General features: G+C 66.1%; 19 protein-coding genes. 8 read left to right on the forward strand and 11 right to left on the reverse strand.

The genetic code is table 11. The features are described 5' to 3' along the window. Positions 1 to 7: 7 nt before the first annotated feature. The 4 genes from GII31_RS19770 to GII31_RS19785 all read right to left on the reverse strand — a co-directional run bounded on the left by GII31_RS19770 (position 8) and on the right by GII31_RS19785 (position 5293). On the reverse strand, positions 8 to 1207 hold the full coding sequence (locus tag GII31_RS19770) for an aromatic ring-hydroxylating oxygenase subunit alpha (RefSeq protein ID WP_213245057.1): 1200 nt from the start codon (positions 1205 to 1207) through the stop codon (positions 8 to 10). A gap of 76 nt (positions 1208 to 1283) precedes the next feature. Next, on the reverse strand, positions 1284 to 2516 hold the full coding sequence (locus GII31_RS19775; protein WP_213245058.1) for a cytochrome P450: 1233 nt from the start codon (positions 2514 to 2516) through the stop codon (positions 1284 to 1286). A 161-nt stretch (positions 2517 to 2677) separates the two neighbouring features. After that, positions 2678 to 3553 (reverse strand): SDR family NAD(P)-dependent oxidoreductase, encoded by an 876-nt coding sequence (locus GII31_RS19780; RefSeq protein ID WP_213245059.1) that lies wholly within the window; start codon positions 3551 to 3553, stop codon positions 2678 to 2680. 249 nt (positions 3554 to 3802) lie between these two features. Beyond that, the gene (locus GII31_RS19785; protein ID WP_213245060.1) at positions 3803 to 5293 is read right to left on the reverse strand and encodes an aldehyde dehydrogenase; all 1491 of its coding nucleotides are present in this window, start codon (positions 5291 to 5293) and stop codon (positions 3803 to 3805) included. Positions 5294 to 5752: 459 nt separating this feature from the next. On the opposite strand from GII31_RS19785, the gene GII31_RS19790 reads away from it, so the two are divergent. The 3 genes from GII31_RS19790 to GII31_RS19800 all read left to right on the forward strand — a co-directional run bounded on the left by GII31_RS19790 (position 5753) and on the right by GII31_RS19800 (position 9775). After that, positions 5753 to 7324: an LVIVD repeat-containing protein gene (locus GII31_RS19790; protein WP_246221967.1), complete on the forward strand. Its 1572-nt coding sequence runs from the start codon at positions 5753 to 5755 to the stop codon at positions 7322 to 7324. Beyond that, entirely contained in the window at positions 7324 to 8037 is a 714-nt protein-coding gene (locus tag GII31_RS19795; RefSeq protein ID WP_213245061.1) for a DUF305 domain-containing protein, read from the forward strand. The genes GII31_RS19790 and GII31_RS19795 overlap by 1 nt, the downstream gene beginning before the upstream one ends. Before the next feature lie 244 nt (positions 8038 to 8281). Beyond that, the gene (locus GII31_RS19800) at positions 8282 to 9775 is read left to right on the forward strand and encodes an acyltransferase (RefSeq protein WP_213245062.1); all 1494 of its coding nucleotides are present in this window, start codon (positions 8282 to 8284) and stop codon (positions 9773 to 9775) included. 153 nt (positions 9776 to 9928) lie between these two features. Here GII31_RS19800 and GII31_RS19805 read toward each other — a convergent pair whose 3' ends face one another. From GII31_RS19805 to GII31_RS19815, 3 genes are all read right to left on the reverse strand, one after another. Next, complete coding sequence (locus tag GII31_RS19805; RefSeq protein ID WP_213245063.1) at positions 9929 to 10876, reverse strand: SGNH/GDSL hydrolase family protein; 948 nt, start codon at positions 10874 to 10876, stop codon at positions 9929 to 9931. A 143-nt stretch (positions 10877 to 11019) separates the two neighbouring features. Continuing rightward, the gene (locus GII31_RS19810; protein WP_260840130.1) at positions 11020 to 13557 is read right to left on the reverse strand and encodes an ATP-dependent Clp protease ATP-binding subunit; all 2538 of its coding nucleotides are present in this window, start codon (positions 13555 to 13557) and stop codon (positions 11020 to 11022) included. Positions 13558 to 13877: 320 nt separating this feature from the next. Then, positions 13878 to 14399: a hypothetical protein gene (locus tag GII31_RS19815; RefSeq protein WP_213245065.1), complete on the reverse strand. Its 522-nt coding sequence runs from the start codon at positions 14397 to 14399 to the stop codon at positions 13878 to 13880. Positions 14400 to 14914: 515 nt separating this feature from the next. On the opposite strand from GII31_RS19815, the gene GII31_RS19820 reads away from it, so the two are divergent. After that, the gene (locus GII31_RS19820) at positions 14915 to 15799 is read left to right on the forward strand and encodes a lytic transglycosylase domain-containing protein (RefSeq protein ID WP_246221968.1); all 885 of its coding nucleotides are present in this window, start codon (positions 14915 to 14917) and stop codon (positions 15797 to 15799) included. A gap of 220 nt (positions 15800 to 16019) precedes the next feature. Here GII31_RS19820 and GII31_RS19825 read toward each other — a convergent pair whose 3' ends face one another. The 4 genes from GII31_RS19825 to GII31_RS19840 all read right to left on the reverse strand — a co-directional run bounded on the left by GII31_RS19825 (position 16020) and on the right by GII31_RS19840 (position 18935). Next, positions 16020 to 17333, reverse strand: a complete 1314-nt coding sequence (locus tag GII31_RS19825) for a M18 family aminopeptidase (protein WP_213245066.1) — start codon at positions 17331 to 17333, stop codon at positions 16020 to 16022. A gap of 11 nt (positions 17334 to 17344) precedes the next feature. After that, positions 17345 to 18025 carry a phosphoribosylformylglycinamidine synthase subunit PurQ gene (purQ, locus tag GII31_RS19830; protein ID WP_213245067.1) on the reverse strand — a complete coding sequence of 227 codons (681 nt, stop codon included), beginning with the start codon at positions 18023 to 18025 and terminating at the stop codon, positions 17345 to 17347. 4 nt (positions 18026 to 18029) lie between these two features. Beyond that, a complete protein-coding gene (gene purS, locus GII31_RS19835) occupies positions 18030 to 18266 on the reverse strand; it encodes a phosphoribosylformylglycinamidine synthase subunit PurS (RefSeq protein WP_213245068.1) in 237 nt (78 codons plus the stop codon). 183 nt (positions 18267 to 18449) lie between these two features. Further along, positions 18450 to 18935: a glutathione peroxidase gene (locus GII31_RS19840; RefSeq protein WP_213245069.1), complete on the reverse strand. Its 486-nt coding sequence runs from the start codon at positions 18933 to 18935 to the stop codon at positions 18450 to 18452. 124 nt (positions 18936 to 19059) lie between these two features. Between GII31_RS19840 and GII31_RS19845 the strand changes: the two genes are divergently transcribed. The 4 genes from GII31_RS19845 to GII31_RS19860 all read left to right on the forward strand — a co-directional run bounded on the left by GII31_RS19845 (position 19060) and on the right by GII31_RS19860 (position 23425). After that, a complete protein-coding gene (locus tag GII31_RS19845; protein ID WP_322973037.1) occupies positions 19060 to 19596 on the forward strand; it encodes a MarR family winged helix-turn-helix transcriptional regulator in 537 nt (178 codons plus the stop codon). Between the two features lie 37 nt (positions 19597 to 19633). Further along, complete coding sequence (locus GII31_RS19850) at positions 19634 to 21184, forward strand: DHA2 family efflux MFS transporter permease subunit (RefSeq protein WP_213245070.1); 1551 nt, start codon at positions 19634 to 19636, stop codon at positions 21182 to 21184. A gap of 127 nt (positions 21185 to 21311) precedes the next feature. Next, complete coding sequence (locus GII31_RS19855; RefSeq protein ID WP_213245071.1) at positions 21312 to 21887, forward strand: MarR family winged helix-turn-helix transcriptional regulator; 576 nt, start codon at positions 21312 to 21314, stop codon at positions 21885 to 21887. Next, positions 21884 to 23425, forward strand: coding sequence for a DHA2 family efflux MFS transporter permease subunit (locus GII31_RS19860; protein ID WP_213245072.1), 1542 nt, complete (start codon positions 21884 to 21886; stop codon positions 23423 to 23425). The genes GII31_RS19855 and GII31_RS19860 overlap by 4 nt, the downstream gene beginning before the upstream one ends. The last annotated feature ends 61 nt before the right edge of the window (positions 23426 to 23486 follow it).

A 23486-nucleotide genomic window follows, 5' to 3' on the forward strand; every position in this document is an offset into this window, starting at 1 on the left:
TGTGTGGTCAGGGACTTGACGGTGTTTCGGAATTCGCGGCCCGGCCTGCGGCGACCAGACGTTTGGTCTCCCGGCGGAACAGCTGATTGGCGGTCTCGTTGCGGCCCAGAATCATGCCGCCGGCGTCGGCACTGACGAGCCCGCGCTGGGCGTCGCGCAGCAACGGGAAGTCCTCCTGGTGCAGAACCGCGAGCAGGATGTCCCAGTTCTTGTTCCAGACGTGTTCCCACTTCTCCGGCGGCATACCGCTGTTCTCCACGGTCGGCACGAACAGCCGCTGCTCCATCCGGGACTTCATCGGATCCAGCGGATGCGGCCGGAACGTCAACAGCTGGAAGTGGTCCGGCTGCCGCAGCAATGTGCTGTTGGGGCCGATGAAGTGGGTCTCGGTGACGTACCTGTCCAGCGGGGTGTCACCGGGATCCTCTTCGAGGAAGCGGTCGATCGACTTGCGCGGGGCGATGAATCGGCAGTGCCTGCCGAAATCCTCGAACGCCATCACGTTGGTGTGGATGATCTTGCCCGCGGTATTCGGGTGCGCGTACTGGATGTGATAGCCGTCCAGGAACGCGTCCTGCATGATCTTCCAGTTGGTCGGCTCATCGAATCCGGCGGCCTTGTAGCAGACCAGATCCTCCAGGTGATACGAGGCGAGCATCGGATCGATGTCCGGTCCGAGCCATTCGGCGACGTTGATGTCGGCCTTCGCGTTGTCGACCACCCAGATGAACCCGTGCCGCTCCTCGGTCGGGATCTCGATGAGGCCGTGCTCGCCGCGGTCCACCTCACCGAAGGTGTTGTCGCGGGTGATGGCCCGCAGCGAGCCGTCGGGATCATAGGACCAGCGGTGATAGCCGCACGAGAAGATCCGGCACCGCCCCTTGTCCCGGTCTTCGAGCATGGCACCGCGGTGCCTGCACAGATTGACGAACGACTTCACGCCGCCGTCCTTCTGCCGCACGATGAGCAGATTGTTGCGCGGCATCTGGATGGTCATGAAATCGTGCGGACGGGCCAGCTCGGAACTGTGCGCGACGATCGAGGGAACGGCTCCGAAGATGTAGTCCCGCTCCTCCTTGGCCAGTACTGGATCGGTGTACTCGCCGGCCTCGACCGGCACGATCTCGTCGAACTTGTCCGTTGTCTTGTCGCGCAGTAGCTCCAGTGCCCGCCGGATGCGGTCCTGCCGTGGCAGCGAGGTGGTCATCGAATCCTCCGGTCATCGAATCTGGTAGTGCTCAATAAACCTATCGCAATAAGGTTTATTGAGCAATACCGACTGGTCAGGACTCCGGAGTAAACCGGATCGGCATGCGTGCACAGCCCCGGACCTGTCCCGGGTGATAGGTCGGCGGATCCTCGGGCACCAAATCGAAGTCCGGGATCCGGCGCAGCAGCGCCTCCAGCGCGATGTTCATCTCGATCCGCGCCAGATGCATACCGAGGCACTGGTGCGGGCCGCCGCCGAAGGCCAGGTGACGATTGCCCTCGCGGCGCACGTCAAGCTCGGTGGGATCGGCGAACTGCCTGCCGTCGCGGTTGGCCGCACCCAGCACCACCACGAGCTGGTCACCCTCAGGAATGGTGACCCCACCGAGCTGGACGTCGCGGGTGGCGCGGCGGCCGGCGATGACCGCGGCGTCGATCCGCAGGATCTCCTCCACGGCGGTCGGCAGCACCTCCTCGGGATTGTCGAGGATGAGTGCGCGCTGCTCAGGGCTGTTCACCAGATGCTGGATGGCCCATGCGAGCGAACCCTGCACGGTATGCAGACCCGCCACCAGCAGCAGGAAGCACATGCGGGCGAGCTCTTCGTCGGTCAGCAGACGCTTGCCGTCGGGCAGCGCCAACTCGGTGTGGATGATCGTCGAGGTGACGTCGTCACCCGGGTTCTCCCGACGCTCGGAGATGATCTTCTGGAAGTAGCCGAACATCGCGAACGCGGCCGTCGCCCGCACCTGCAGCGACTCCTCCTCGGTACCGCCGGGCTTGCCGAACAGCGCCTTATCGGTGGCGTCGGTGAACAGCGGCGCATCCTCGACCGGCCAGTCCATCAGCGCCAGGAACACCCGCGCGGGCAGTTCGTGGGCGAACTCGGTCACGTACTCGGCCTCGCCCTTCTTGGCGAACCCGTCGATCAGCTCATCGACCGTGTCCCGCACCGTCTGCTTGAGCGCGCTCATCCGTTTCGGGGTGAACAGCGGGGCCAGCGCCCGGCGGTAGGCGGTGTGTTCCGGCGCGTCGAGTTCGATGGGGATGAACTTGCCGAAGGCCTCATTGGTGACCAGATTGTTCGGATAACTGGAGAAGGTCGCCGGATCGCGCAGGACCTGGGTGACTTCCTCATAGCCGAGGACGAGCCAGTGACCGTCGTACGCGGTGGAATAGACCACCGGATTGATGGCTGCCATGTCGGCGACCAGATCGTTGAACCGGTCGACGGGCGCGGCGATCGACGGATCATAGACGTCGAAGTCGACGGTCACGTCCTCGCGCGTGCGTTCGATTGTCGTCATGAATGTTCCTGACTGTGTGGGCTGGGCTGACTGGGGGCCGGGCCGACCGGGGGCCGCGCCGGCGTGTGGGCTGAGTCGTTCTGGTGAACGGGCCGGCCGGTCGGCCTGGGGGGGAGTGGCATCCACCGGCCGGCCCGTGATCGGGGGCGAGGACCTGACGGTCAGGCGTTGGGGTCGACCTGATCGAGGTCCTCGGGGAACCAGATGCCGACGCGGCCGATGGTGCCGCCGTCGGCCGAGTTGAGCACTGAACCCGACATGTACGCCGAATCATCCGAGGCCAGGAAGAGCGCGACCTTGGCGTTGTCGAGCAGTGTCGGCGGCCGGTTGAGCTTGAGCGGGATGGGCGAGTGGAACGGCACCCAGGGACCGGCGACCTGCTCGTAGGACTGCCCCACCACCGGCGAACCGGCGGGCATGAGGAAGTTGGGCGACATGCCGTGCGTGGGGGCGATGCCGTTGACCCGGATGCCGAAGGGCCCCAGGTCGAGCGCCAGCGCACGGACCAGGCCGTTCACGCCGGCCTTGGTGGCGCTGTAGAACGAGATGTCGTGGTAGGCCAGGAACGACGCCGCCGACGAGGTGGCGATGATCGTGCCGCCGCCGTTCGCCTTCATATGGGGCACCGCGGCCTGGGCCGTGAAGATGACGCCCGAGAGGTTGACACCGAGGACGTCGTTCCAGTCCTGCTCGGTCAGGTCCTCGAAGAGCACCTGCTCGCCGCCGGCGACCGTCGGAACACCGCCACGGGAGACGACGCCGGCGTTGGCCCAGGTCACGTCGATCTTGCCGAACTTCTCCACCGCCGCATCGGTGGCCGCGACGATCTGGTCCTTTTGCGAGACATCCGCGGTGATGGCGATCGCCTCGCCGCCCGCCTCCTGGACGAGCTTGAGCGTCTGCTCGGCACGATCACCGTCGATGTCGACGATGGCGATCTTGGCACCTTCCGATGAGAACAGCTGCGACGCTTCACGTCCCAGCCCCGAACCGGCACCGGTGATCAGAACGACCTTGCCGTCAAGCCTGTTGGTCATATGCTGACTGCTCCTTTGAATCTCGCGGCCCGGCCGGCTCATCGGACGAATCACCGTGCGTTACACAGCTACCGGGGGCTATGCGATAGGAATGGAATGAGTGTGACGACCGCCACCTTCACTGTCCACGATATTGGGTTTTACATGAGACGTCAAGCGACATTTGTCAGCAGTTCGCAACTGCCTGAACCGAAACCACCTCTGGCCGTGGCGGTTTGGTTACCGCCACGGCTGAGGGGTGGATCCGGGTCAGCTCGCGGGGGGCGCTGGGAAGTGCACCGTCTTGGTTTCAAAGAACTCCTCAAGGCCCTCGGGTCCGCCCTCACGACCCAGGCCCGACTGCTTGTACCCGCCGAACGGGACGGTGAAGTCGGTGACGGCGGTGTTCACGTTCACCGTACCGGTCCGGATACGTTGCGCCACTTCGAATCCGCGCTCGGGATCGGCAGTGAACACCGCGCCCGACAGGCCGTAGATCGAGTCGTTGGCGATGGCCACCGCGTCATCCTCGTCCTCGTAGGTGATGATCGAGATGACCGGACCGAACACCTCCTCCTGCGCGACCTTCATGTCGTTGCGGACGTTGTCGAGGATCGTCGGCGCCACGAAGAAGCCCTGCTCCCCGATCCGCCCACCACCGTAAACAACCTCCGCACCTTCGGCTTTGGCGCTCTCGATGTACCCCTCGACGCGTTCGCGCTGCCGTGCGGTGGTGAGCGGTCCCAGGAAGTTGGTCTGCTCCCACGGGTTACCGATCGGGATCTGACTCAGCGCGGCCTGATAGCCGGCCACCACCTCGTCATGTCGCTTGCGGGACACCAGGACCCGGGTGAGGGCGATACACGCCTGCCCGGACTGCAGGCAGCCGCCCATCACCGCGTTGGACAGCACGGTGTTCAGGTCGGCATCGTCGAGGATGATCGCCGCGGACTTGCCGCCCAGTTCCAGCGACACCTTGGCCACCCGGTCGGCGGCCAACGCCATGATGCGCTTACCGGCGCCCGTGCTGCCGGTGAACGTCACATGGTCGACCTTGGGGTTGGTCACCAACGTCTCGGACACCTCCCGGTCGGCCGCCACAACGCTGACCACACCTTCGGGAATCCGGCCCGCCGCGACGAACTCGGCGATCACATCGGCGAACACCGACGGTGACAGCGGCGCCTCGGGAGAGGTCTTGAGCACCACCGAGTTTCCGGCGGCGAGCGCCGGGATCACCTTGAAGGCGATCGTACCGATCGGCCCGTTCCACGGGATGATCACGGCGACCACACCATTGGGCTCCTTGACGACGCGGGAGACACCGCCGTCGGCGCGGGTGCGTTCATCGACCAGCACGACGTTCCGGGCCTCCTCGGCGACCGCGCGGAACAAGCTGATGACCATCTGCTGGGTCATCATGCTGACCGGAACCGGGACACCCACCTCGACGATGCCGAGCGTGGTCAGCTGTTCGAGCCGGGCGTCCATCGCATCGGCGATGGCGTCGATGATATCGGCGCGTTCGGTGATCGGGGTGCGCGCCCAGTCGCCGCGATCGAACGACTCACGCGCGGCATCCACCGCGCGCGCCACGTCTTCGGCCGTCGCCGCGCGCACCCGCGCGGCGGTCCGCTCCGACCACGAATCGACGACGTCGATCCACTCATCCCCGGTCGAGTCCACCCATCGTCCGCCGATGAACACCTGTTCGCGATCGGCGATACCTGCCAACGGGTCGGAGACTTCCACAGTGGTCATACAAATGCTCCTTAACGACGCATACCTGCCATGAGGGTTTCCGGCCACCGCACCACCCTGGTGGGAGGTGTCCTGTGAACCGGGTCACAGGGCGAGCCTAATAACCGAAAGGCATTAGGTCAACACCTGACAGTATCTGTTCGTTGTCTCAGATCGGACATGAGTCGAAGGTCCCACCGTTGACCTTGAGAACACTCGACGTCCCGGCGTGGCCCCATGCCCGACCACGAAGACCCGTCCATCACCGAGATATCGGCCCGTACCGGCGGCCTCCCCGTCACCGGACCTCCGGGTGACGCCGAGCACCGCGTCGTCCTCGTCGTGACACCGACAGTGACCCGCCACCCGTGGGGCCTCGTGTCCATACCCTTCCCACTGATCGGGACACGACCGTGGCTACTGACGCTTGTTCGGTAAGGCATTCCGCATTCTCGTGATCACGGCTATAGTGCGCCACAAATGAACAACAAACTGAGTCTGTCTCATCGTGTCCGGCAACGCGCCGGCGTTGTCATCGCCCTGGCCGCCACCGCAGTCCTCGGCACGGCACTCGCCGCACCCGCGAGCGCCGGAAACCACTACTTCATGGACGTCGGCGACACAGCCGTCAAACAGCTCGACTGCGGGCCCGGATCGTCGCCGGAGGCCGGTCTGTCGGGCGACGTACCGTCCGCCGACCGCGAGTCGGGGCGCAGCGAACGCGGCTACACCTGCAACATGAAGCTGCTGGGCAAGGCCCAGGGCGCCGGCGGCGGCATCGTATCGGCCAACTACGACCACTGCTCGTACACGGGCAGCGTGTTCAGCACCGCCATCACCAAGAAGAACACCGGCGTGCAGGTGATCGACGCCAAGGATCCGCGCAACCCGAAGATCGTCGGCGCACTCACCGCCCCCGGAATGCTCGCCGGGACCTGGGAGACGCTCAAGGTCAACAAGGAACGCAAGCTGCTCGCCGGCACCGCCGTGCCGCTGCTGTGGGGCGGCGGATTCTTCGCCGTCTACGACATCTCCGACTGCGCGCACCCCAAACTTCTCAACACCGGTCCCGGCACCAAGACTCCTCTGCCGTTCACCTCGCATGAGGGCGGATTCTCACCCGACGGCAAGACATACTGGGCCTCGGGTCTGTCACCGGGACATCTGTCGGCGATCGACGTCAGCGACCCACGGCGACCGAAGGTGATCTGGCAGGGCCTGTACGCCTTCGTCGGACACGGATTCGGCATCTCCCCCGACGGCAACCGCATGTACCTGTCCAACATGGCCGGTGTCACCGTGCTCGACATCTCGGCGGTGCAACGCCGCGACCCGAACCCGCAGGTGCCGCACATCGCCGCCTACCACTGGCCCGACGGCCAGCTCAACCAGCACACCATCCCCGTCTTCTATGACGGGCATCCCTACATCATCACCATCGACGAAGCCGGCTCGGGCGGGGTGAAGATCTTCGACGTGCAACGGGTCGACAAGCCCGCACTGGCGGCGCAGATCAAGCTGGAGATCAATCTGCCGCGCAACCTCGACGCGAACCTGCGCTCGTCGATGGGCGGATCGATCTTCAGCTACAACGCCCACTACTGCTCGGCCGACCGCGTCGAGAACCCCACCGCGCTGGCCTGCGGATGGGAGTCCTCCGGTATCCGTGTCTTCGATATCACCAACCTGAAGAAGATCACCCAGATCGGCTACTACAACCCGCCCACCAAGCGCAGCACCAACCCGTTCGACCTGCCCAACTCGCCACACGCGATCGGCTCCATCATCGGTCTGCCCGCCGTCGAGTTCATCAGCCTGGGGATGCAGACCATCAACGGCAAGGTCCGCCTGCACGAGGCCATCGGGCCGCGCACCGGCAAGATCGCCTTCGGTGACCGGTCCACCGACTGGTGCATGTCACCGCCGGAGTTCCGCGGCAACCAGATCTGGGCGACCTGCTCGGACAACGGCTTCCTGGCCCTCGAACTGAGCGCACGCGTCTACACCCCGCCCGCCGGCCAGAACACGACTCTCGGGAACTCCACGTCCTGATGGGCCGGGAACGGCCGGCAGTCCCCAGAACAGCGGTGCTCGCGGTCGGCGCATCGGCCATCGCGGTACTGCTGCTGGCCGTCGGGGCGGTGGTGGGCGCCGCGTGGCAGTCCCGCGACAACGACAGGGCACCCACGATGAGTGCCGTCGACGTCGGTTTCGCCCAGGACATGTCCGTGCACCACGACCAGGCGATCCTGCTGGCCGGCACGGTCGCGGGGCTGCCCGGGGTGGGGCCGGAGATCACCGGACTGGCCACGCGGATCATCACCGCCCAGACCGCGGAGAACGCCACCCTGCGCGGCTGGCTGACCTGGTTCGGCAAACCGCTCACCGCCACGGACCCGATGAGCTGGATGTCGGTGACCGACGACGACCCCGGCTCCGGACACGGCCATCACGGCACCGTCACGCGCACCACCGTGCCGTCCGCGGCCGCTGACCAGGGTCCGGCGATGACCGGGATGGCGAGCACCGCCGACATCTCCCGTCTCGCCGACCTCACCGGCCGCGCCGCCGAGGTGTGGTTTCTGCAACTGATGATCCGGCACCACCAGGGCGGCCTGCAGATGGCCAAGGCCGCGCACAACAATGACGAGGTCTCACCGACCGTGAAGCGGACCGCCTACGAGATGATGACCGACCAGGGCCAGGAGATCTCACAGATGACCATGCTGCTGGAAGCTCGCGGAGCCCGGCCCCTGCCCGGGTGACAGCAAGCCCTGCCCTATGGACGGCGTACCCCGGCGACAGGGGGAACACCCGCCAGGCCGATCCGGCCGTTCTGTCCGAGTCCTCGATCCGCGGTAGCCCGTTCGGACGAACGCCGCAATCCGGCCCCACGGGGCGGGCAACGCACGCCCCTGACACAAGTGCGGGTAGCCTGTCCCACGATCAGCACAGTCGGCCGCTACGTGATCGGTACGCGGTCGAGGCGAGACGGAGGCCCCCATCACCATGGAGGAAAACGCATCCGCCCGGACAAACACCGGTGTGGATACGAATAAGCATCATCCCCACAATCCCCCATCGGCCCGGCCGGTACCCGATCCGGAACCGACGGGCTCCTCCGTCGACCCGGACGCCGCCGCCCCCAAGCCGAAGCGGGGTGGTCATCTCTACCAGATCGACTTCGTCCGACTGGTCACCTTCGCCGCGGTCATCCTCGACCACGTCATCCTCGGCCTCATGTCGGCCACCGCGGTGGTCGCCGGCGGTGTCGGCCTACTGTGCCGGTACACGCGCTACTCGTTCTTCGCGCTCACCGGCTTCGTCCAGACCTACCAGTACCGCGACCGCGAGCTGAAGCCCGTCGACTACTGGCGCCGACGGTACAAGCTGATCGGTCTGCCGTTCCTCGTGTGGAGCCTGTTCTACTGGGGCTACACCCGCTACCGTCGCGGCGGTATCGACGCCCTCACCGACATCTTCAACAGCTGGTCCTCGATCGGTACCGCGCTCAAGAGCATCACCTACGACCTGATCACCGGCCACGCCTTCTACCACATGTACTTCATGTCGGTGAGCATGCAGATCTATCTGGTGTTCCCGGCGGTGCTGTGGGTTCTCAAACGTACCTGGGGCTACCACCGCTACCTGCTCGCGATCAGTTTCGCGTTCCACGCCTGGCTGATCTGGCGGATGATGCTGCCGCCGCTGGAATTCTTCCAGTCAGGCCTGCCCGGCAAGCTGTGGAGCCACCTCACCATCACCCTGCTGCCGTACCAGTTCTTCATCCTCGCCGGCTGTGTCGCCGCCATGCATCTGGAGGCGTTCCAGGCGTTCATGATCCGCTGGCGCGTCCACCTCATCGCCGCCGGTCTGGTGGTCGTGGGCATCACCCTGTGGTGGTACAACACCGCCTACCACGAGGGCCGCGGCAACGTCATGCACGGAACCGAGTTCGACCGCATGTTCCGCGCCACCAACGTGTTCTCGATCTACAACATCGCCGCGTTCATCGCGATCATCGTGATCCTGTACTGCCTGGGCACCATCTGGCAGCAGCGCCGAACCAAGGGCTCGCTGGCCGACACGTTCATGGCGAAAGCCGCCGACCGCTCGTACGGGATCTACCTCGCCCATGCGCTCGCGCTGGCCGAGCTGATGCGCTTCTTGCGCGAGCACCCGGACGGCCCGCTGTGGCCCAAGATCATCATCACCTACATCGTCACCTGCGCGCTGACGGTGTTCGTGGTGGAGGTACTGCGGCGCAGCCCGATCAGTCTCATCACCACAGGACGCAGCACCATCGACTGGCGTGAGCAGAACGAAGTGCGCTCGGCCGCGGTGGCCGTCGGCGCGATCGTGCTCGGCATCGTCCTGCGCTACGGCTTCGAGATGGTGGTCGGCCAGCTGATCACCGGAACCGGTCTGCTGTTGCTGGTCTCCGCCGCCGTCGTCGGCTACAAGCGCCGGCGTGCGGCACTCGAAGAGGGTGCGACGGTCTGATCTCGCCCGGGGCCACGACGACCCCACAGGGTGAACAGGCATCACAGACTACAACGCCGGGCCGGTCTCATCGAGACCGGCCCGGCGTGTCTTGTTCGGTGGTGTCTTGTTCGGTGGTGTCTTGCCCGGGGCGTGCTGTCGGACGCGGCGGGATCAGGCGCCCGGAGTGCGCGAACTGGCGCGCTGTGCCCGACTCGGGCGCAGTTCGTCGACGACCAACTCGGCCACCCCCTTCTTACCGGCCTCCGACGGGTGGTACGGCACCGGCGGCGTAAACCCGGTCAACCAGGGCGACGACGAGCACACCGTGTGTGCGGCGCCCGCACGGGACGCCTCCACCAGCGTGACGCCGGTGGTCTCCGCGGCGCGCGAGGTGGCCTGGGCCAGCCCGTTGAAAACGCGGACGGTCTGCGCCACCTGAGCAGGCCGCAACGGCAGCCGGGAACAGGCCGGTTTACCCGCCTCGACGACCGGCGGGTAATCCACCAGCAGAATCTTGGCGCCTGGTGCGCGCATCCGGACCGCCTCGACCACCGCCACCATCGACCGCTCCACCTCCAGGTAGGCCGCCTTACCGGGCTCGGGGAACGGATCCTTACCCAGCCGGCAGCTGCGGATCGGCGTCCGCTTGAGGAACTCCGGCAGTACGTTGCCGCAGCCGTTCAGAATCAGCCTGCTCACATAGCCCAGATCGTTGCCACCCGTGGTGATGGTGATGACGTCGGCGTCGGCGGGCACCTCGTCGATCTGCGGACGGCCACCGAACGCACGCTGCGGCACATCGAGGATGTTGCGAGTGGTGGCCCCCGAGCAGGTCGCATCGATCAGCTTCAGACCGAGCGTCTCGGCGACCTGGTTGGGATAATTGTTCTTGGTCCGCAGACACGGCCCGATATCGAGGCTGCGCGGTCCCGGTCCGGCGGCGTACGAACTGCCGAGCGCGACGTACACACGAGGGGTCTCCTGGGCGTTGGACACCGCCTTGACCTCGGGTGTGCTCTTCTCCGCGATCACCACTCCGGTCGTGACGACCGCGGCGGTCGCGAGGGCCGTCGCCGCCACCGCGGTGGCACGGATCTGATTGCGGAACGGACGCAGCACGGTAAGAGTGTCACACAACTGTGCTCTCAATGCGGTGAACGACCCCTTTCTACAACGGTGACGCCACCGTTGTCACGGTGGCGTCACTTGTCGTGTTCTATTATGCCGGTCGGCCGGGCAACGTGCCCAGCCGACCCCGACCGTCAGCTCGCGTCGTCGGCCGCCTTGGTCAGTTCGACGGGCGCGTCCGGAACCGCACGCGGCTTCTCCGATCCGGCGAAAGTGAACTTCGCGTTCTCACCGTCGCCCTCACCGTCCCAGTTCTCCACATCGACCAGCACGATCTGTCCGGCGGTCAGCTCACCGAAGAGTATCTTCTCCGACAGCTGATCCTCGATCTCACGCTGGATGGTCCGACGCAGCGGACGGGCGCCGAGTACCGGATCGAATCCGCGCTTGGCCAGCAGAGACTTGGCCCTGTCGGTGAGCTCGAGAGCCATGTCCTTGTTCTTCAGCTGCGTCTCGACCCGCGCGATCATCAGGTCGACCATCTGGATGATCTCGTCCTGCGTCAGCTGATGGAAGACGATAACGTCATCGATCCGGTTGAGGAACTCGGGCCGGAAGTGCTTCTTGAGCTCGTCGTTGACCTTGAGCTTCATCCGCTCGTAGTTCGACTTGGAGTCGTCGCTCTTGCTGAAGCCCAGACCGACGGCCTTGGAGATATCGCTGGTGCCGAGGTTGGAGGTGAAGATCAGCACGGTGTTCTTGAAGTCGACCGTGCGTCCCTGACCGTCGGTGAGCCGACCGTCCTCCAGGACCTGCAGCAGTGTGTTGTAGATCTCCGAGTGGGCCTTCTCGATCTCGTCGAAGAGCACCACCGAGAACGGCTTGCGGCGCACCTTCTCGGTGAGCTGGCCGCCCTCTTCGTAACCGACGTAGCCGGGAGGCGCACCGAACAGGCGCGAGGCGGTGAACCGGTCGTGGAACTCGCCCATGTCGATCTGGATGAGCGCGTCGTCGTCGCCGAACAGGAAGTTGGCCAGCGCCTTGGACAGCTCGGTCTTACCCACACCGGACGGGCCGGCGAAGATGAACGAGCCCGACGGACGCTTGGGGTCCTTCAGTCCGGCGCGGGTACGGCGGATCGCCTTGGAGACGGCCTTGACCGCGTCCTCCTGGCCGATGATCCGCCTGTGCAGCTCGTCCTCCATGCGGAGCAGACGGGTGGTCTCCTCCTCCGTGAGCTTGAAGACGGGGATGCCGGTCCAGTTACCGAGAACCTCGGCGATCTGCTCGTCGTCAACCTCGGCCACGACGTCCATATCGCCACTGCGCCACTGCTTTTCGCGCTCGGAACGCTCGGCGACGAGGGTCTTCTCCTTGTCGCGCAGGCTTGCGGCCTTCTCGAAGTCCTGGGCGTCGATCGCCGATTCCTTCTCCTTGCGCGCGTCGGCGATGCGCTCGTCGAACTCGCGCAGGTCCGGCGGTGCGGTCATCCGGCGGATACGCATGCGCGCGCCCGCCTCGTCGATGAGGTCGATCGCCTTGTCCGGCAGGAAGCGATCGTTGATGTAGCGGTCGGCCAGCGTGGCCGCGGCCACCAACGCACCGTCGGTGATGGACACACGGTGATGCGCCTCGTAGCGGTCGCGCAGACCCTTGAGGATCTCGATGGTGTGTTCCACCGACGGCTCGCCCACCTGGACGGGCTGGAAGCGTCGCTCGAGGGCGGCGTCCTTCTCGATGTACTTACGGTACTCGTCGAGGGTGGTGGCACCGATGGTCTGCAGCTCACCGCGGGCCAGCTTCGGCTTGAGGATGCTGGCGGCGTCGATCGCGCCCTCGGCGGCACCCGCGCCGACGAGCGTGTGCAGCTCGTCGATGAACAGGATGATGTCGCCGCGGGTGTTGATCTCCTTGAGCACCTTCTTCAGGCGTTCCTCGAAGTCGCCGCGGTAGCGGCTGCCGGCGACCAGCGAACCGAGATCGAGGGTGTAGAGCTGCTTGTCCTTGAGGGTCTCGGGCACCTTGCCGTTGACGATCGCCTGCGCCAGGCCCTCGACCACCGCCGTCTTGCCGACGCCCGGCTCGCCGATCAGCACCGGGTTGTTCTTGGTGCGGCGGCTGAGCACCTGCATGACGCGCTCGATCTCTTTTTCACGCCCGATGACCGGATCGAGTTTGCCCTCGGATGCGGCGGCGGTGAGATTGCGGCCGAACTGGTCGAGCACCAGGGACGTCGACGGCGTGCCCGACTCCGAGCTGCGCCCGCCGGTGCCGGCCTCCTGCGGCTCCTTGCCCTGGTAGCCCGAGAGCAGCTGGATGACCTGCTGACGGACCCGGTTGAGGTCGGCGCCCAGTTTGACCAGCACCTGGGCGGCCACACCCTCACCCTCGCGGATGAGGCCGAGCAGGATGTGCTCGGTGCCGATGTAATTGTGGCCGAGCTGCAGCGCCTCGCGCAGCGACAGCTCCAGCACCTTCTTGGCGCGCGGCGTGAACGGGATGTGACCGGACGGGGCCTGCTGCCCCTGGCCGATGATCTCCTCGACCTGGCTGCGGACGCCTTCCAGCGAGATTCCCAGAGATTCGAGCGCCTTGGCCGCGACACCCTCACCCTCGTGGATCAGACCCAGGAGGATGTGCTCGGTGCCGATGTAGTTGTGGTTGAGCATCCGCGCCTCTTCTTGGGCCAGAACCACAACCCGGCGTGCGCGGTCGGTGAACCGTTCGAACATTGTTCTCCCTCACGTATCTTTTCACCCGTCGCCACCGGGGCCCCGGACTCGCGTCCCGAACCTGGCGGTTGACGGTCTCGTCACCGGTGCGACCAGTCTGGCTACCACTGTAGTGGTCCATGCCCGGCCACCTGCGGTTAATGTCGCTTCCGGTCACGCCGTCACCGCCCATCGACAACGGCCTGACCTGGACAACCACCGTCGATCCGGCGATGTTCCGGCCGGAGTACGCCGTGAGCGAAACGCGAATTCTCCGGAAATGCGGCAACCCCCGGGGCGATCTCCGCCCCAGGGGTCGCCGTACCACCCGGATTTTCAGTTCACTCGATGACGAACGTCGAAGTGCCCTTGCGGCCGGACACCCGGTCCACCACCACAGCGGTGTAGCTGCCGGTCTGGGTAATCCGGTCCATGTTCCAGCTGTCGCTACAATTCGCGGTCTTGACCACACCGGAGGACTGCGGTCCGATGACCTGAAGCTCGATCCGGCAACTGTCGGAACTATTGGTGCCACCGGATGACGTCCGCGCAGTATGCCTTACCCGCGGCGTAAAGTAGCCACTGTCGCCGAAAGTATAGAGATTCGGCCCCAACTTCCTACCCACCCAATTGCTGACGGTGACGTCGATTCCGACCACCCCGTTCGACGACGGTCCGTTCTGCGGTGCCGGTCCGGTCGGCGAGGGAGAGCCGCCGTCGTCACTCGAGGCGGCGGCCGAACCGGTGATCAGCGCCCCGATCAGATCCGACAGTTCGTCCGCACCTGCCGGCGCGGCGCTCAGCGTCGCAGCTCCACAGGCCAGCACGGCGCCCGCAGCGACGCCCACGATCATTCGCTTCAATTCCTTCTCCTCAGTTCTTCCCGATCGACTTCGTCGGATCACCCGCCGATAGATGCCCGAAGTTCACGCAGGTAATAAGGCTATTCGCCGAGCCAAAACCCTGATGTAACCCTTTTGGGCGAAAGACCAGTCAGGACACGGTGACCCTCGTCACGCGAATCGATCCCATCCGAACCCGAGTCGAATCCCGACTACTGTCCGTTTCACGGGCGCGCCCTTGGTACGCACCGTCGACGGCGCCGCACTCGCCGACCCGCTATATGGGATCAGCACTCGCCACGTCGGCGATCAACCGTGCGGTTTCCGCCCGTCCCGCACGTTGCGGCAGGCGGCGTCAACCCCCTGACGTGTCACCCAGTTGTGGGACATATATGACGAGCATCACATGATCTGGGGTGTAGGTCGCCTACCAGCGACAACAATCAGTTATCAGCTCGTTATGTAACGTGAACATAACATCCAGAGCACAGATTCATGTAGCGTCAGCCCGAACATCCAACGGGAGGGCGACTGAAGTGGGCAAACACTCCAAGCCGAGCAACCACGCGAAGTGGATGGTGACCGCCATGGTGCCGGTGGCGGGCGGCCTGGTGGCCACCGCCGCGGGAGCGGACGCGCACACCACCGGCATAAAGATGCTCGTCGACGCAGCCACTCCCAGCCCCGACAAGTCTGATCGGAACGGATCAGATCAGGGCACACCGGATCGGGGCACACCGGATCGGGGCGCACAGGATCGGGGCACTGCCGCAACGACCGGCAAGCACCGGACGCCGGAGGCGGCACCCGCGCCGGATCTGGTCGGCGTCACCCCCGCCCGCCAGGTCGCAGGGCCCGCTTTCATCCCGCCGGCCCAGTCCTCCGCGGCTGTGTCGACGCCGTCCGCCGTCGCCACCGGCGAGATTCCCGTCATCAATTACAAGGCGTACAAGACGGCGGCCGACACCATGGCTCGCACCACGCCCGGCTGCGGCATCCCGTGGACCATCATCGGCGGCATCGGCCGCGTCGAGTCGCACCACGCCAACATGGGTGACGCATCGGCGGACGGCACGCTGAAGAACGCGATCTACGGTCCACGACTGGACGGCTCCCTCGCCGGCAACCAGGTGATCACCGACACCGACGGCGGTGCCCTCGACGGCGACGCGGCGTACGACCGCGCTGTCGGCCCGATGCAGTTCCTGCCGTCGACGTGGAGGCTGTACGCCGCCGACGGCAACGGTGACGGCAAGGCCGACCCGCAGAACCTGTACGACGCCGCGCTGACCACCGCCAGGTACCTGTGCGCCGAAGGCATCAACATGCGCACCGACGACGGTCAGACCCGGGCGATCCTGCGCTACAACCAGTCGTATCAGTACGTCGCCGACGTCCGCGGCTACGCCCGCAACTACTGACCGCCGGCGACGTCGCCCTGATCCTGAGACCGGCCAACCTTGTCGGTTGAGGTGCGAGCTTGCGAGCCTCGAAACCTGGTGAGATGACAGTGCTATCTCACCAGGTTTCGAGGCTCGGTCGCTGGGCGACCTCGCACCTCAACCGCCGGGGTGGGCGGCGTTCCCGTCGGAACGGGCGGGAGCAAAACCTTGAGGGCTCAACCGGCAGATGGCCGGTGATTCAGGGAGTGGTGGAGAGGTAGAAGGCTTGCAGGGCGGCGGAATACATGGGGACGTCGTGGGTGCCCATGAGTTCGCGGGAGCTGTGCATCGCGAGTTGGGGGGCGCCGACGTCGACGGTGCGCAGGCCGGTACGGGTGGCGGTGATGGGACCGATCGTCGACCCGCAGGGCAGGTCGGCACGATGGGTGTACCGCTGTAGCGGCACCCCGGCGTCGGCGCAGGCGACCGCGAACACCGCCTCCCCCAAGGAATCCGAGGCATAGCGCAGATTCTGGTTCACCTTGAGGACCGGGCCGCCGTTGATGGCGATGCGGTGGTTGGGCTCATGACGGTCGGGATAGTTGGGGTGGGTGGCGTGCGCCATGTCGCCGGATACACAGAAACTGGCCGCCATCGACTGCAGGTAGTCGGCACGAGATCCGCCCTCGGCCAACACGATTCGTTCGCAGATCGTTGCCAGGAAGTCGGAGGCCGCACCGCGTTCGGAACCGCTGCCCACCTCCTCATGATCGAAGAGCGCGAGCATCCGGGTAAACCCGGCGGACACTCCGGCGTCGGCGTCGAGCAACGCCCGCAGACCCGCATAACAGGTGCCCTGGTTGTCCAGGCGCGGGGCGCTCAGCAGATCTTGCTCGGCACCGATGATCCGCGACGGGGTGACATCGTGCGCCATCAGATCCCAGCCGAGCAGATCGCCCGGTTCGATGCCGGCACGCCGGGCCACCCAGGCCAGAATGTCGGGCTCGGCGTCCGCGGTGTGCCAGATGGCGTTGACGTCGCCCTGCGGGTCGGGGGACACGCCCTTGCGGTCCTCGGACAGGTGGATCGCCAGTTGCGGCACCCGCAACACCGGCTCGTCGACCAGCACCAGCCGATGCGCCACACCGTCCTCGGTACGGTAGGCCAGCCGCCCGGACAGGCCGAGGTCGCGGTCGAGCCACGAGTTGAGCCAGGCTCCGCCGTATGGTTCGAGCGCCACCACCCCGACACCGGCGTCGTTGCGGTCCGGGTGCTGCTTGAGCCGTAGATTGGGTGAATCGGTGTGCCCGCCGACAATCCGGAAACCGGCCACGGTATCGGCGCCGCCGGACCCGACGAGATCTCCCGTCGCTTCGCTCGCCCAGGCGATAATCGATCCGCCCCGGATCACGTAGTGCCGGCCGGCCGCCGACGGCCAATTCCGCTCCTCGTACAGCCGGGTGTAGCCGGCGGCGTCGAGAACGTCCGCGGTGGTGGCGCACACATGGAACGGAGACGGCGAGGCGTCGATGAATTCACCGAGACCAGCCGCCGACGCACTGGTGGAGATCATGTCGCCGACGCTCAGACTGCGGCGAGAACGGAGTCGATGGCCGAGTAGAACAGGCCCAGACCGTCGTCGCTCGGCCCGGTCAGCGCCTCGGTGGCGTGCTCGGGGTGCGGCATGAGCCCGACAACGCGGCCGGTCTCATCGGTGATACCGGCGATGTTCAGGGTTGATCCGTTGGGGTTGCCGCCCGCGTAGGTGAACACGATGCGGCCCTCGCCCTCGAGCTCTTCGAGTTTGCGCTGCGGCGCCACGAAGCGGCCCTCACCCGACTTGAGCGGGATCAGGATCTCCGCACCGCGCTCGAACCGTCCGGTCCAGGCGGTGGTGTTCGACTCCACGCGCAGCCATTCGTCGCGGCAGATGAAGTGCAGGCCCTCGTTGCGGATGAGGGCACCGGGCAGCAGACCGGCCTCGCACAGGATCTGGAAGCCGTTGCAGATACCCAGGACCGGCATGCCCTTGCCCGCGGCGTCGACCACGGACTGCATCACCGGCGCGAACCGGGCGATGGCGCCGGCCCGCAGATAGTCGCCGTAGGAGAAGCCGCCGGGCACGATGACCGCGTCGACCCCTTTGAGATCGTCGTCGCCGTGCCACAGCGCGACCGGCTCGGCACCGGCCAGACGCGCGGCCCGTGCGGCGTCGACGTCGTCGAGAGTTCCGGGGAAGGTGATCACACCGATACGCACTGCCATGAGCTCAGCTCACCCGCGAGACGCTGAAATTTTCGATGACCGTATTGGTCAGCAGTTCTTCGGCGATCCGCTCGAGCGTGGCGTCGTCGACCGAGTCGTCGACCTCCAGCTCGAACCGCTTGCCCTGCCGCACGTCCGCGATCCCGGCGACACCGAGACGACCGAGCGCCCCGACGATCGCCTGGCCCTGCGGATCGAGAATTTCGGCCTTGGGCATCACATCGACCACCACTCGCGCCATCGTCCGTACGCTCCTCGTCTGTTGCGGAATGGGCCGGCGCGTCCGCCGTCGCCACGCGCGCGACAGGCATCCACCGTCGTATCGTGCGCGATAAGCACGGTCCCGTCGCCGCGCTCGCCCTCGCTCACCTTACCGGGTAGCACTGGTCCGGGCGCATCGCGCGGCGACGACTCCGGTCTCGGGTCAGGCGAGTGCGGCCTCGATGGCCTCGATCACCTCGGGTGCATCGGGTTCGGTGCGTGGCCGGAAGCGGCCCACCACACCGCCGTCCGCGCCGACGAGGAACTTCTCGAAGTTCCACTGGATGTCACCGGCCTCGCCGGCGGCGTCGGGGGTCCGGGTGAGTTCGGCGTACAGCGGGTGCCGGTCGTCACCGTTGACGTCGACCTTTTCCAGGAGCGGGAAGCTGACGCCGTAGGTGACCGAGCAGAAGGTGGCGATCTCCTCGGCCGAGCCCGGTTCCTGTCCGGCGAACTGGTTACACGGCACACCCACCACGGTGAGACCACGGCCGCCGTAGGTCTCGGCGAGCTTCTCCAGCGCGGTGTACTGCGGGGTGAGCCCGCACTTGCTGGCGACGTTCACCACCAGCAGCGGCCCGGCGAAGGTGCTCAGGTCCAGATCGGAACCGTCGAGGGCGTGTACGGGGATCTCTTTGATATTGGCCATGCGAGCCAAGGGTAGTCATACCCGGGACCGGTTGCGTGTGCGCGCTCACACCGATCCTCATCGGTGCTCAACGTCACCAATACTTGCGTGATCGAAATAGTTGCACATGAGTTAGTATTTTCAGGTGCCTTCACCAACCCGTATCGCCACAGAACCCGGCCACGCGCCGGCGTCTCATCCGGGCGAGTCGGCGACGTGTGCGGCATTGACCGAGTTCCTGCACAGATTCATGGCCGTCGCCAAGACCAACGCGACGGACTTTCTGGCCGAGTCCGAGCTGACACTGTCCCAGCTGAAGGTGTTGTTCGCCCTCGGCAGCAGTGACGGCCCGATGTCGGTCAACGAACTCGCCGATCGGATCCACCTGTCCCTGGCGGCCACCGGACGCATCATCGACAAGCTCGTCGGTGTCACGCTGGTGAACCGTCGCGAGGACACGGTCGACCGGCGGGTCAAACGAATCTCGCTGACCGACTCCGGGCAGGAGTTCATCGATTCCGAACGCGCCGTCATGGACGACACCATCACACGCTTCGTGAGCACCCTGCCCGCGGACATCGGCGAACAACTTCGGGCGGCGCTCGACCGGATCGTCCGCGCCGACACCGACTACTTCGCCGCCTGCAGCCACTCGCCGCGCACCGCCGCGCACCCCGTCTGACGTCACGGCCCACCCCGCAACGAACAGGAATACCCCCATGTCCTCAACCACCGGCAATTCGCCGGCGACCACCGAGACGCCACCGGGCGGTCCACTCGACCGCAAGGTGTTGCTCATCGCCGGTGTCGTCGTCCTCGGCGCCATCATGTCGATCCTCGACGTCACCATCGTCGCGGTCGCGCAGAACACCTTCCAGCAGGAATTCGGCACCGACGCGGCGGGGGCCGCATGGACGATGACCGGCTACACCCTGGCCCTGGCCGCGGTGATCCCGCTCTCGAGCTGGGCGGTGGCCCGGTTCGGCGCACGCAACGTGTACCTGACCTCACTTGTGCTGTTCACCATCGGATCGGCCTTGTGCGCGATGGCCTCCAGCATCGGAATGCTGGTGGCGTTCCGGGTGATCCAGGGCCTCGGCGGCGGTCTGTTGATGCCCGTCGGCATGATGATCCTGACCAAGGCGGCCGGCCCCGATCGCGTCGGTTCGGTGATGGCGGTGCTCGGTATCCCGATGCTGCTCGGCCCCATCGCCGGCCCCATCCTCGGCGGATTGCTCATCGAGACCGCCAGCTGGCACTGGGTGTTCCTGATCAACGTGCCGGTCGGCATCGTCGCCTTCGTATACTCATGGATCATCCTGCGCGACAAGGAAGAAACCAGCCGGCCGTCCATCGACATCGTCGGCCTGATGTTGCTCTCCCCCGGCCTGGCGCTGTTCCTGTACGGCATCTCCACCAGCGCCGAAGAGGGAACCTTCATCGCGGCCAAGGTCCTCGTCCCGGCCGCCGTCGGCCTGGTGCTGATCCTGGCCTTCATCGCCCACGCGCTGCGCAGCAAGGCCCCGCTGCTGGATCTGCGTCTGTTCCGTAACCGGACGCTGTCGATCTCGGTGATCGCGATGACCCTGTTCATGATCGCGTTCTTCGGTGCGGCGCTGCTGTACCCGCAGTACTTCATCGGCATCCGCGGCGAATCGACCCTGTCGGCGGGCCTGCTGCTGGCCCCGCAGGGCATCGGCGCGATGCTGACGATGCCGATCGCCGGTCGGCTCACCGACAAGATGGGCCCCGGAAAGTTCGTCCTGGGCGGCCTGGTCCTGATCGCGCTCGGTGTGGGCACCTTCACCTTCCTGGCGGCCGACAGTTCCTACTGGCTGCTGTGCGGTGCGCTGTTCGTGCAGGGCATGGGTATGGGCATGACCATGATGCCGATCATGTCGGCGGCGCTGGCCACCCTGAAGACCGAGCAGGTTCCCGACGGCTCGACGCTGGTGAACGTCGTCCAGCAGACCGCCTCGTCGATAGGCACCGCCATCATCTCGGTGCTGCTCGCCTCCAACCTGGCCGCGCACGCCGAGTCGAAGCTGGCGATCGCCTCGAACGCCGCACCCGAGCAGTACGACAAGCTCGTCGCGGCCGGTCAGGCACCGGCCGAGGTGCCCGCCCAGTGGCTGGATTGGGGCGCCTCCGCCTTCGCCGGAGCGTTCGTCGTCTCCGCCGTGCTCATCGTGGTCACCTTCGTCCCGGCGTTCTTCCTGCCGCGCAAGCGCGTGGCCACCGCCGAGTCGGTGCCCGTGCTGATGCACTGACCCCACCGCAACACCTCCTGCGCCCGTACCGAGTTCACCCCGGTACGGGCGCAGTCGTCTTTGTGTAGCCACTATCCGCATTATTTGCTCTGGTGCGAAAGTTGCATCTGCACTACTATTTGTCGCCATGCCATCGGACATCGAGCCGGACACCGATCCCCTTACGCCGGCAGGCCTCGACCCCGCCGCCTCCCCGGATCCACCCGCGAAACCTCCAGGCCCCGATTCCGTCGAAGCCGTCTCCAACGCACTGGTCGAGTTCCTCGACCGGATGTTCATCACCTGCCGCACCGATGCGCTGGACTCGCTGGCCAGCACCGAACTGAGCTTCTCCCAGGTACGCGTGCTGTTCACCCTCGGCTTCCACAACATCCCGCTCCCGGTCAACGAGATAGCCGAACACGTCAACCTGTCGGTGGCGGCGGCCGGGCGCACCATCGACAAGCTCGTGACCGCCGGACTCGTCGACCGCCGCGAGGACACCACCGACCGCCGCATCAAACGCATCTCGCTCAGTGCCGACGGCCGCCACTTCGTCGACTCGCATTCGGCGTTCCGCCATGACGCGATCCGCAACTTCGTCACCGCCCTGCCCACCGGCGACCGGCTACGCCTCGGCGCGGCGATCACCCCGATCCTCGTCGACGACTGCTTTCCCCGTCCGCAGCAGGTAACCCAGCACACACCACAGGAGAACCAGTGACCGATTCACCCGCCGGCGACGCGCCGCCGCACAAGACCACACTCGACAAACAGGTACTCGTCATCGCCGGCGTCGTCGTGCTCGGCGCCATCATGTCGATCCTCGACGTCACCGTCGTGTCCGTCGCGCAGAACACCTTCCAGAACGAATTCGGCACCGACGCCGCCGGTGCCGCCTGGACGATGACCGGCTACACCCTGGCCCTGGCCGCGGTGATCCCACTCTCGGCGTGGGCCGCCGGTCGCTTCGGCACCAAGCGGGTATTCCTGACGTCGGTGATCCTGTTCACCCTCGGCTCGGCGCTGTGCGCGCTGGCCACCAGTATCGAACTGCTCGTCGCGTTCCGGATGCTTCAGGGCCTCGGCGGCGGTCTGCTCATGCCGATCGGCATGATGATCCTCACCAAGGCGGCCGGACCCGAACGGATGGGCTCGGTGATGGCCGCGCTCGGCATCCCCATGCTGCTCGGCCCGATCGCCGGCCCGATCCTCGGCGGCTTCCTGATCGAACAGCTCAGCTGGCACTGGATCTTCCTGATCAACCTGCCGATCGGAGTCATCGCCTTCATCTACGCGGCGGTGGTCCTGGACAAGAACTTCGAACCCGCGCGATCGACCATCGACGTGATCGGCCTTCTGCTGCTCTCCCCCGGCCTGGCACTGTTCCTGTTCGGTCTGTCCGGCAGCGCCGAGGAGGGCACCTTCGCCTCCACCCGGGTGCTGCTGCCCGCCGCCATCGGGCTCGCCCTGATCGCCGGGTTCGTCATGCACGCCCTGCGCACCGAGAAACCGCTGCTCGACCTGCGGTTGTTCACCAACCACACGCTGCGCACCGCGCTCATCACGATGACGATGTTCGCCATCGCGTTCTTCGGCTCCACCCTGCTGTTCCCGCAGTACTTCATCGGTGTGCGCGGTGAGGGCACGATGATGGCCGGGCTCCTGCTCGCGCCGCAGGGCATCGGCGCAATGGTGACGATGCCGATCGCCGGCCGGCTCACCGACCGGATGGGCCCGGGCAAGTTCGTCCTCGCCGGCGTCACGCTGATCTTCCTCGGCCTGATCCCGCTGACCTTCCTCGCCGCCGACACCTCGTACTGGCTGATCGGTGCGGCCCTGTTCGTGCAGGGCCTGGGCATGGGCATGACGATGACCCCGATCATGACCTCGGCCCTGGCCAAACTGCGCCCCACCCAGGTACCCCACGGATCGACCCTGCTGAACGTGACCCAGCAGACCGCGTCGTCGATCGGTACGGCACTGTTCTCGGTGCTGCTGGCCACCAACCTGAGCAGCCACAAGGAATCCGGGCTGGCCATCCTGTCGAACGCCTCGGAGGAGGACTACGCCGAACTGGTCAAGGCCGGTGTCGCACCGCCGCAGCCGCAGGAACAGTGGTTCGAGTGGGCCGCATCGGCTTTCGGGACCACCTTCATCGTCGCCTGCATCCTGGTCGCCGCCACGGTCATCCCGGCGTTCTTCCTGCCGCGCACCCGGATCGCCCCGGCCGACGACGCGCCGCCCATGATCGCGCACTGAGTCACCTCGACAACTTCGTCCGATATAGGGTCCCGCTCGGGCATATGCCCGAGCGGGACCC

Source organism: Gordonia pseudamarae, from assembly GCF_025273675.1.
GTDB lineage: Bacteria > Actinomycetota > Actinomycetes > Mycobacteriales > Mycobacteriaceae > Gordonia > Gordonia pseudamarae.

What these genes read in the sequence shown, in the direction of transcription:
- GII31_RS19770 (WP_213245057.1), bottom strand. Translation starts at nt 1,207, where the DNA reads ATGACCACCTCGCTGCCACGGCAGGACCGCATCCGGCGGGCACTGGAG.
- GII31_RS19775 (WP_213245058.1), bottom strand. Translation starts at nt 2,516, where the DNA reads ATGACGACAATCGAACGCACGCGCGAGGACGTGACCGTCGACTTCGAC.
- GII31_RS19780 (WP_213245059.1), bottom strand. Translation starts at nt 3,553, where the DNA reads ATGACCAACAGGCTTGACGGCAAGGTCGTTCTGATCACCGGTGCCGGT.
- GII31_RS19785 (WP_213245060.1), bottom strand. Translation starts at nt 5,293, where the DNA reads ATGACCACTGTGGAAGTCTCCGACCCGTTGGCAGGTATCGCCGATCGC.
- GII31_RS19790 (WP_246221967.1), top strand. Translation starts at nt 5,753, where the DNA reads ATGAACAACAAACTGAGTCTGTCTCATCGTGTCCGGCAACGCGCCGGC.
- GII31_RS19795 (WP_213245061.1), top strand. Translation starts at nt 7,324, where the DNA reads ATGGGCCGGGAACGGCCGGCAGTCCCCAGAACAGCGGTGCTCGCGGTC.
- GII31_RS19800 (WP_213245062.1), top strand. Translation starts at nt 8,282, where the DNA reads ATGGAGGAAAACGCATCCGCCCGGACAAACACCGGTGTGGATACGAAT.
- GII31_RS19810 (WP_260840130.1), bottom strand. Translation starts at nt 13,557, where the DNA reads ATGTTCGAACGGTTCACCGACCGCGCACGCCGGGTTGTGGTTCTGGCC.
- GII31_RS19825 (WP_213245066.1), bottom strand. Translation starts at nt 17,333, where the DNA reads ATGATCTCCACCAGTGCGTCGGCGGCTGGTCTCGGTGAATTCATCGAC.
- purQ (WP_213245067.1), bottom strand. Translation starts at nt 18,025, where the DNA reads ATGGCAGTGCGTATCGGTGTGATCACCTTCCCCGGAACTCTCGACGAC.
- purS (WP_213245068.1), bottom strand. Translation starts at nt 18,266, where the DNA reads ATGGCGCGAGTGGTGGTCGATGTGATGCCCAAGGCCGAAATTCTCGAT.
- GII31_RS19840 (WP_213245069.1), bottom strand. Translation starts at nt 18,935, where the DNA reads ATGGCCAATATCAAAGAGATCCCCGTACACGCCCTCGACGGTTCCGAT.
- GII31_RS19850 (WP_213245070.1), top strand. Translation starts at nt 19,634, where the DNA reads ATGTCCTCAACCACCGGCAATTCGCCGGCGACCACCGAGACGCCACCG.
- GII31_RS19855 (WP_213245071.1), top strand. Translation starts at nt 21,312, where the DNA reads ATGCCATCGGACATCGAGCCGGACACCGATCCCCTTACGCCGGCAGGC.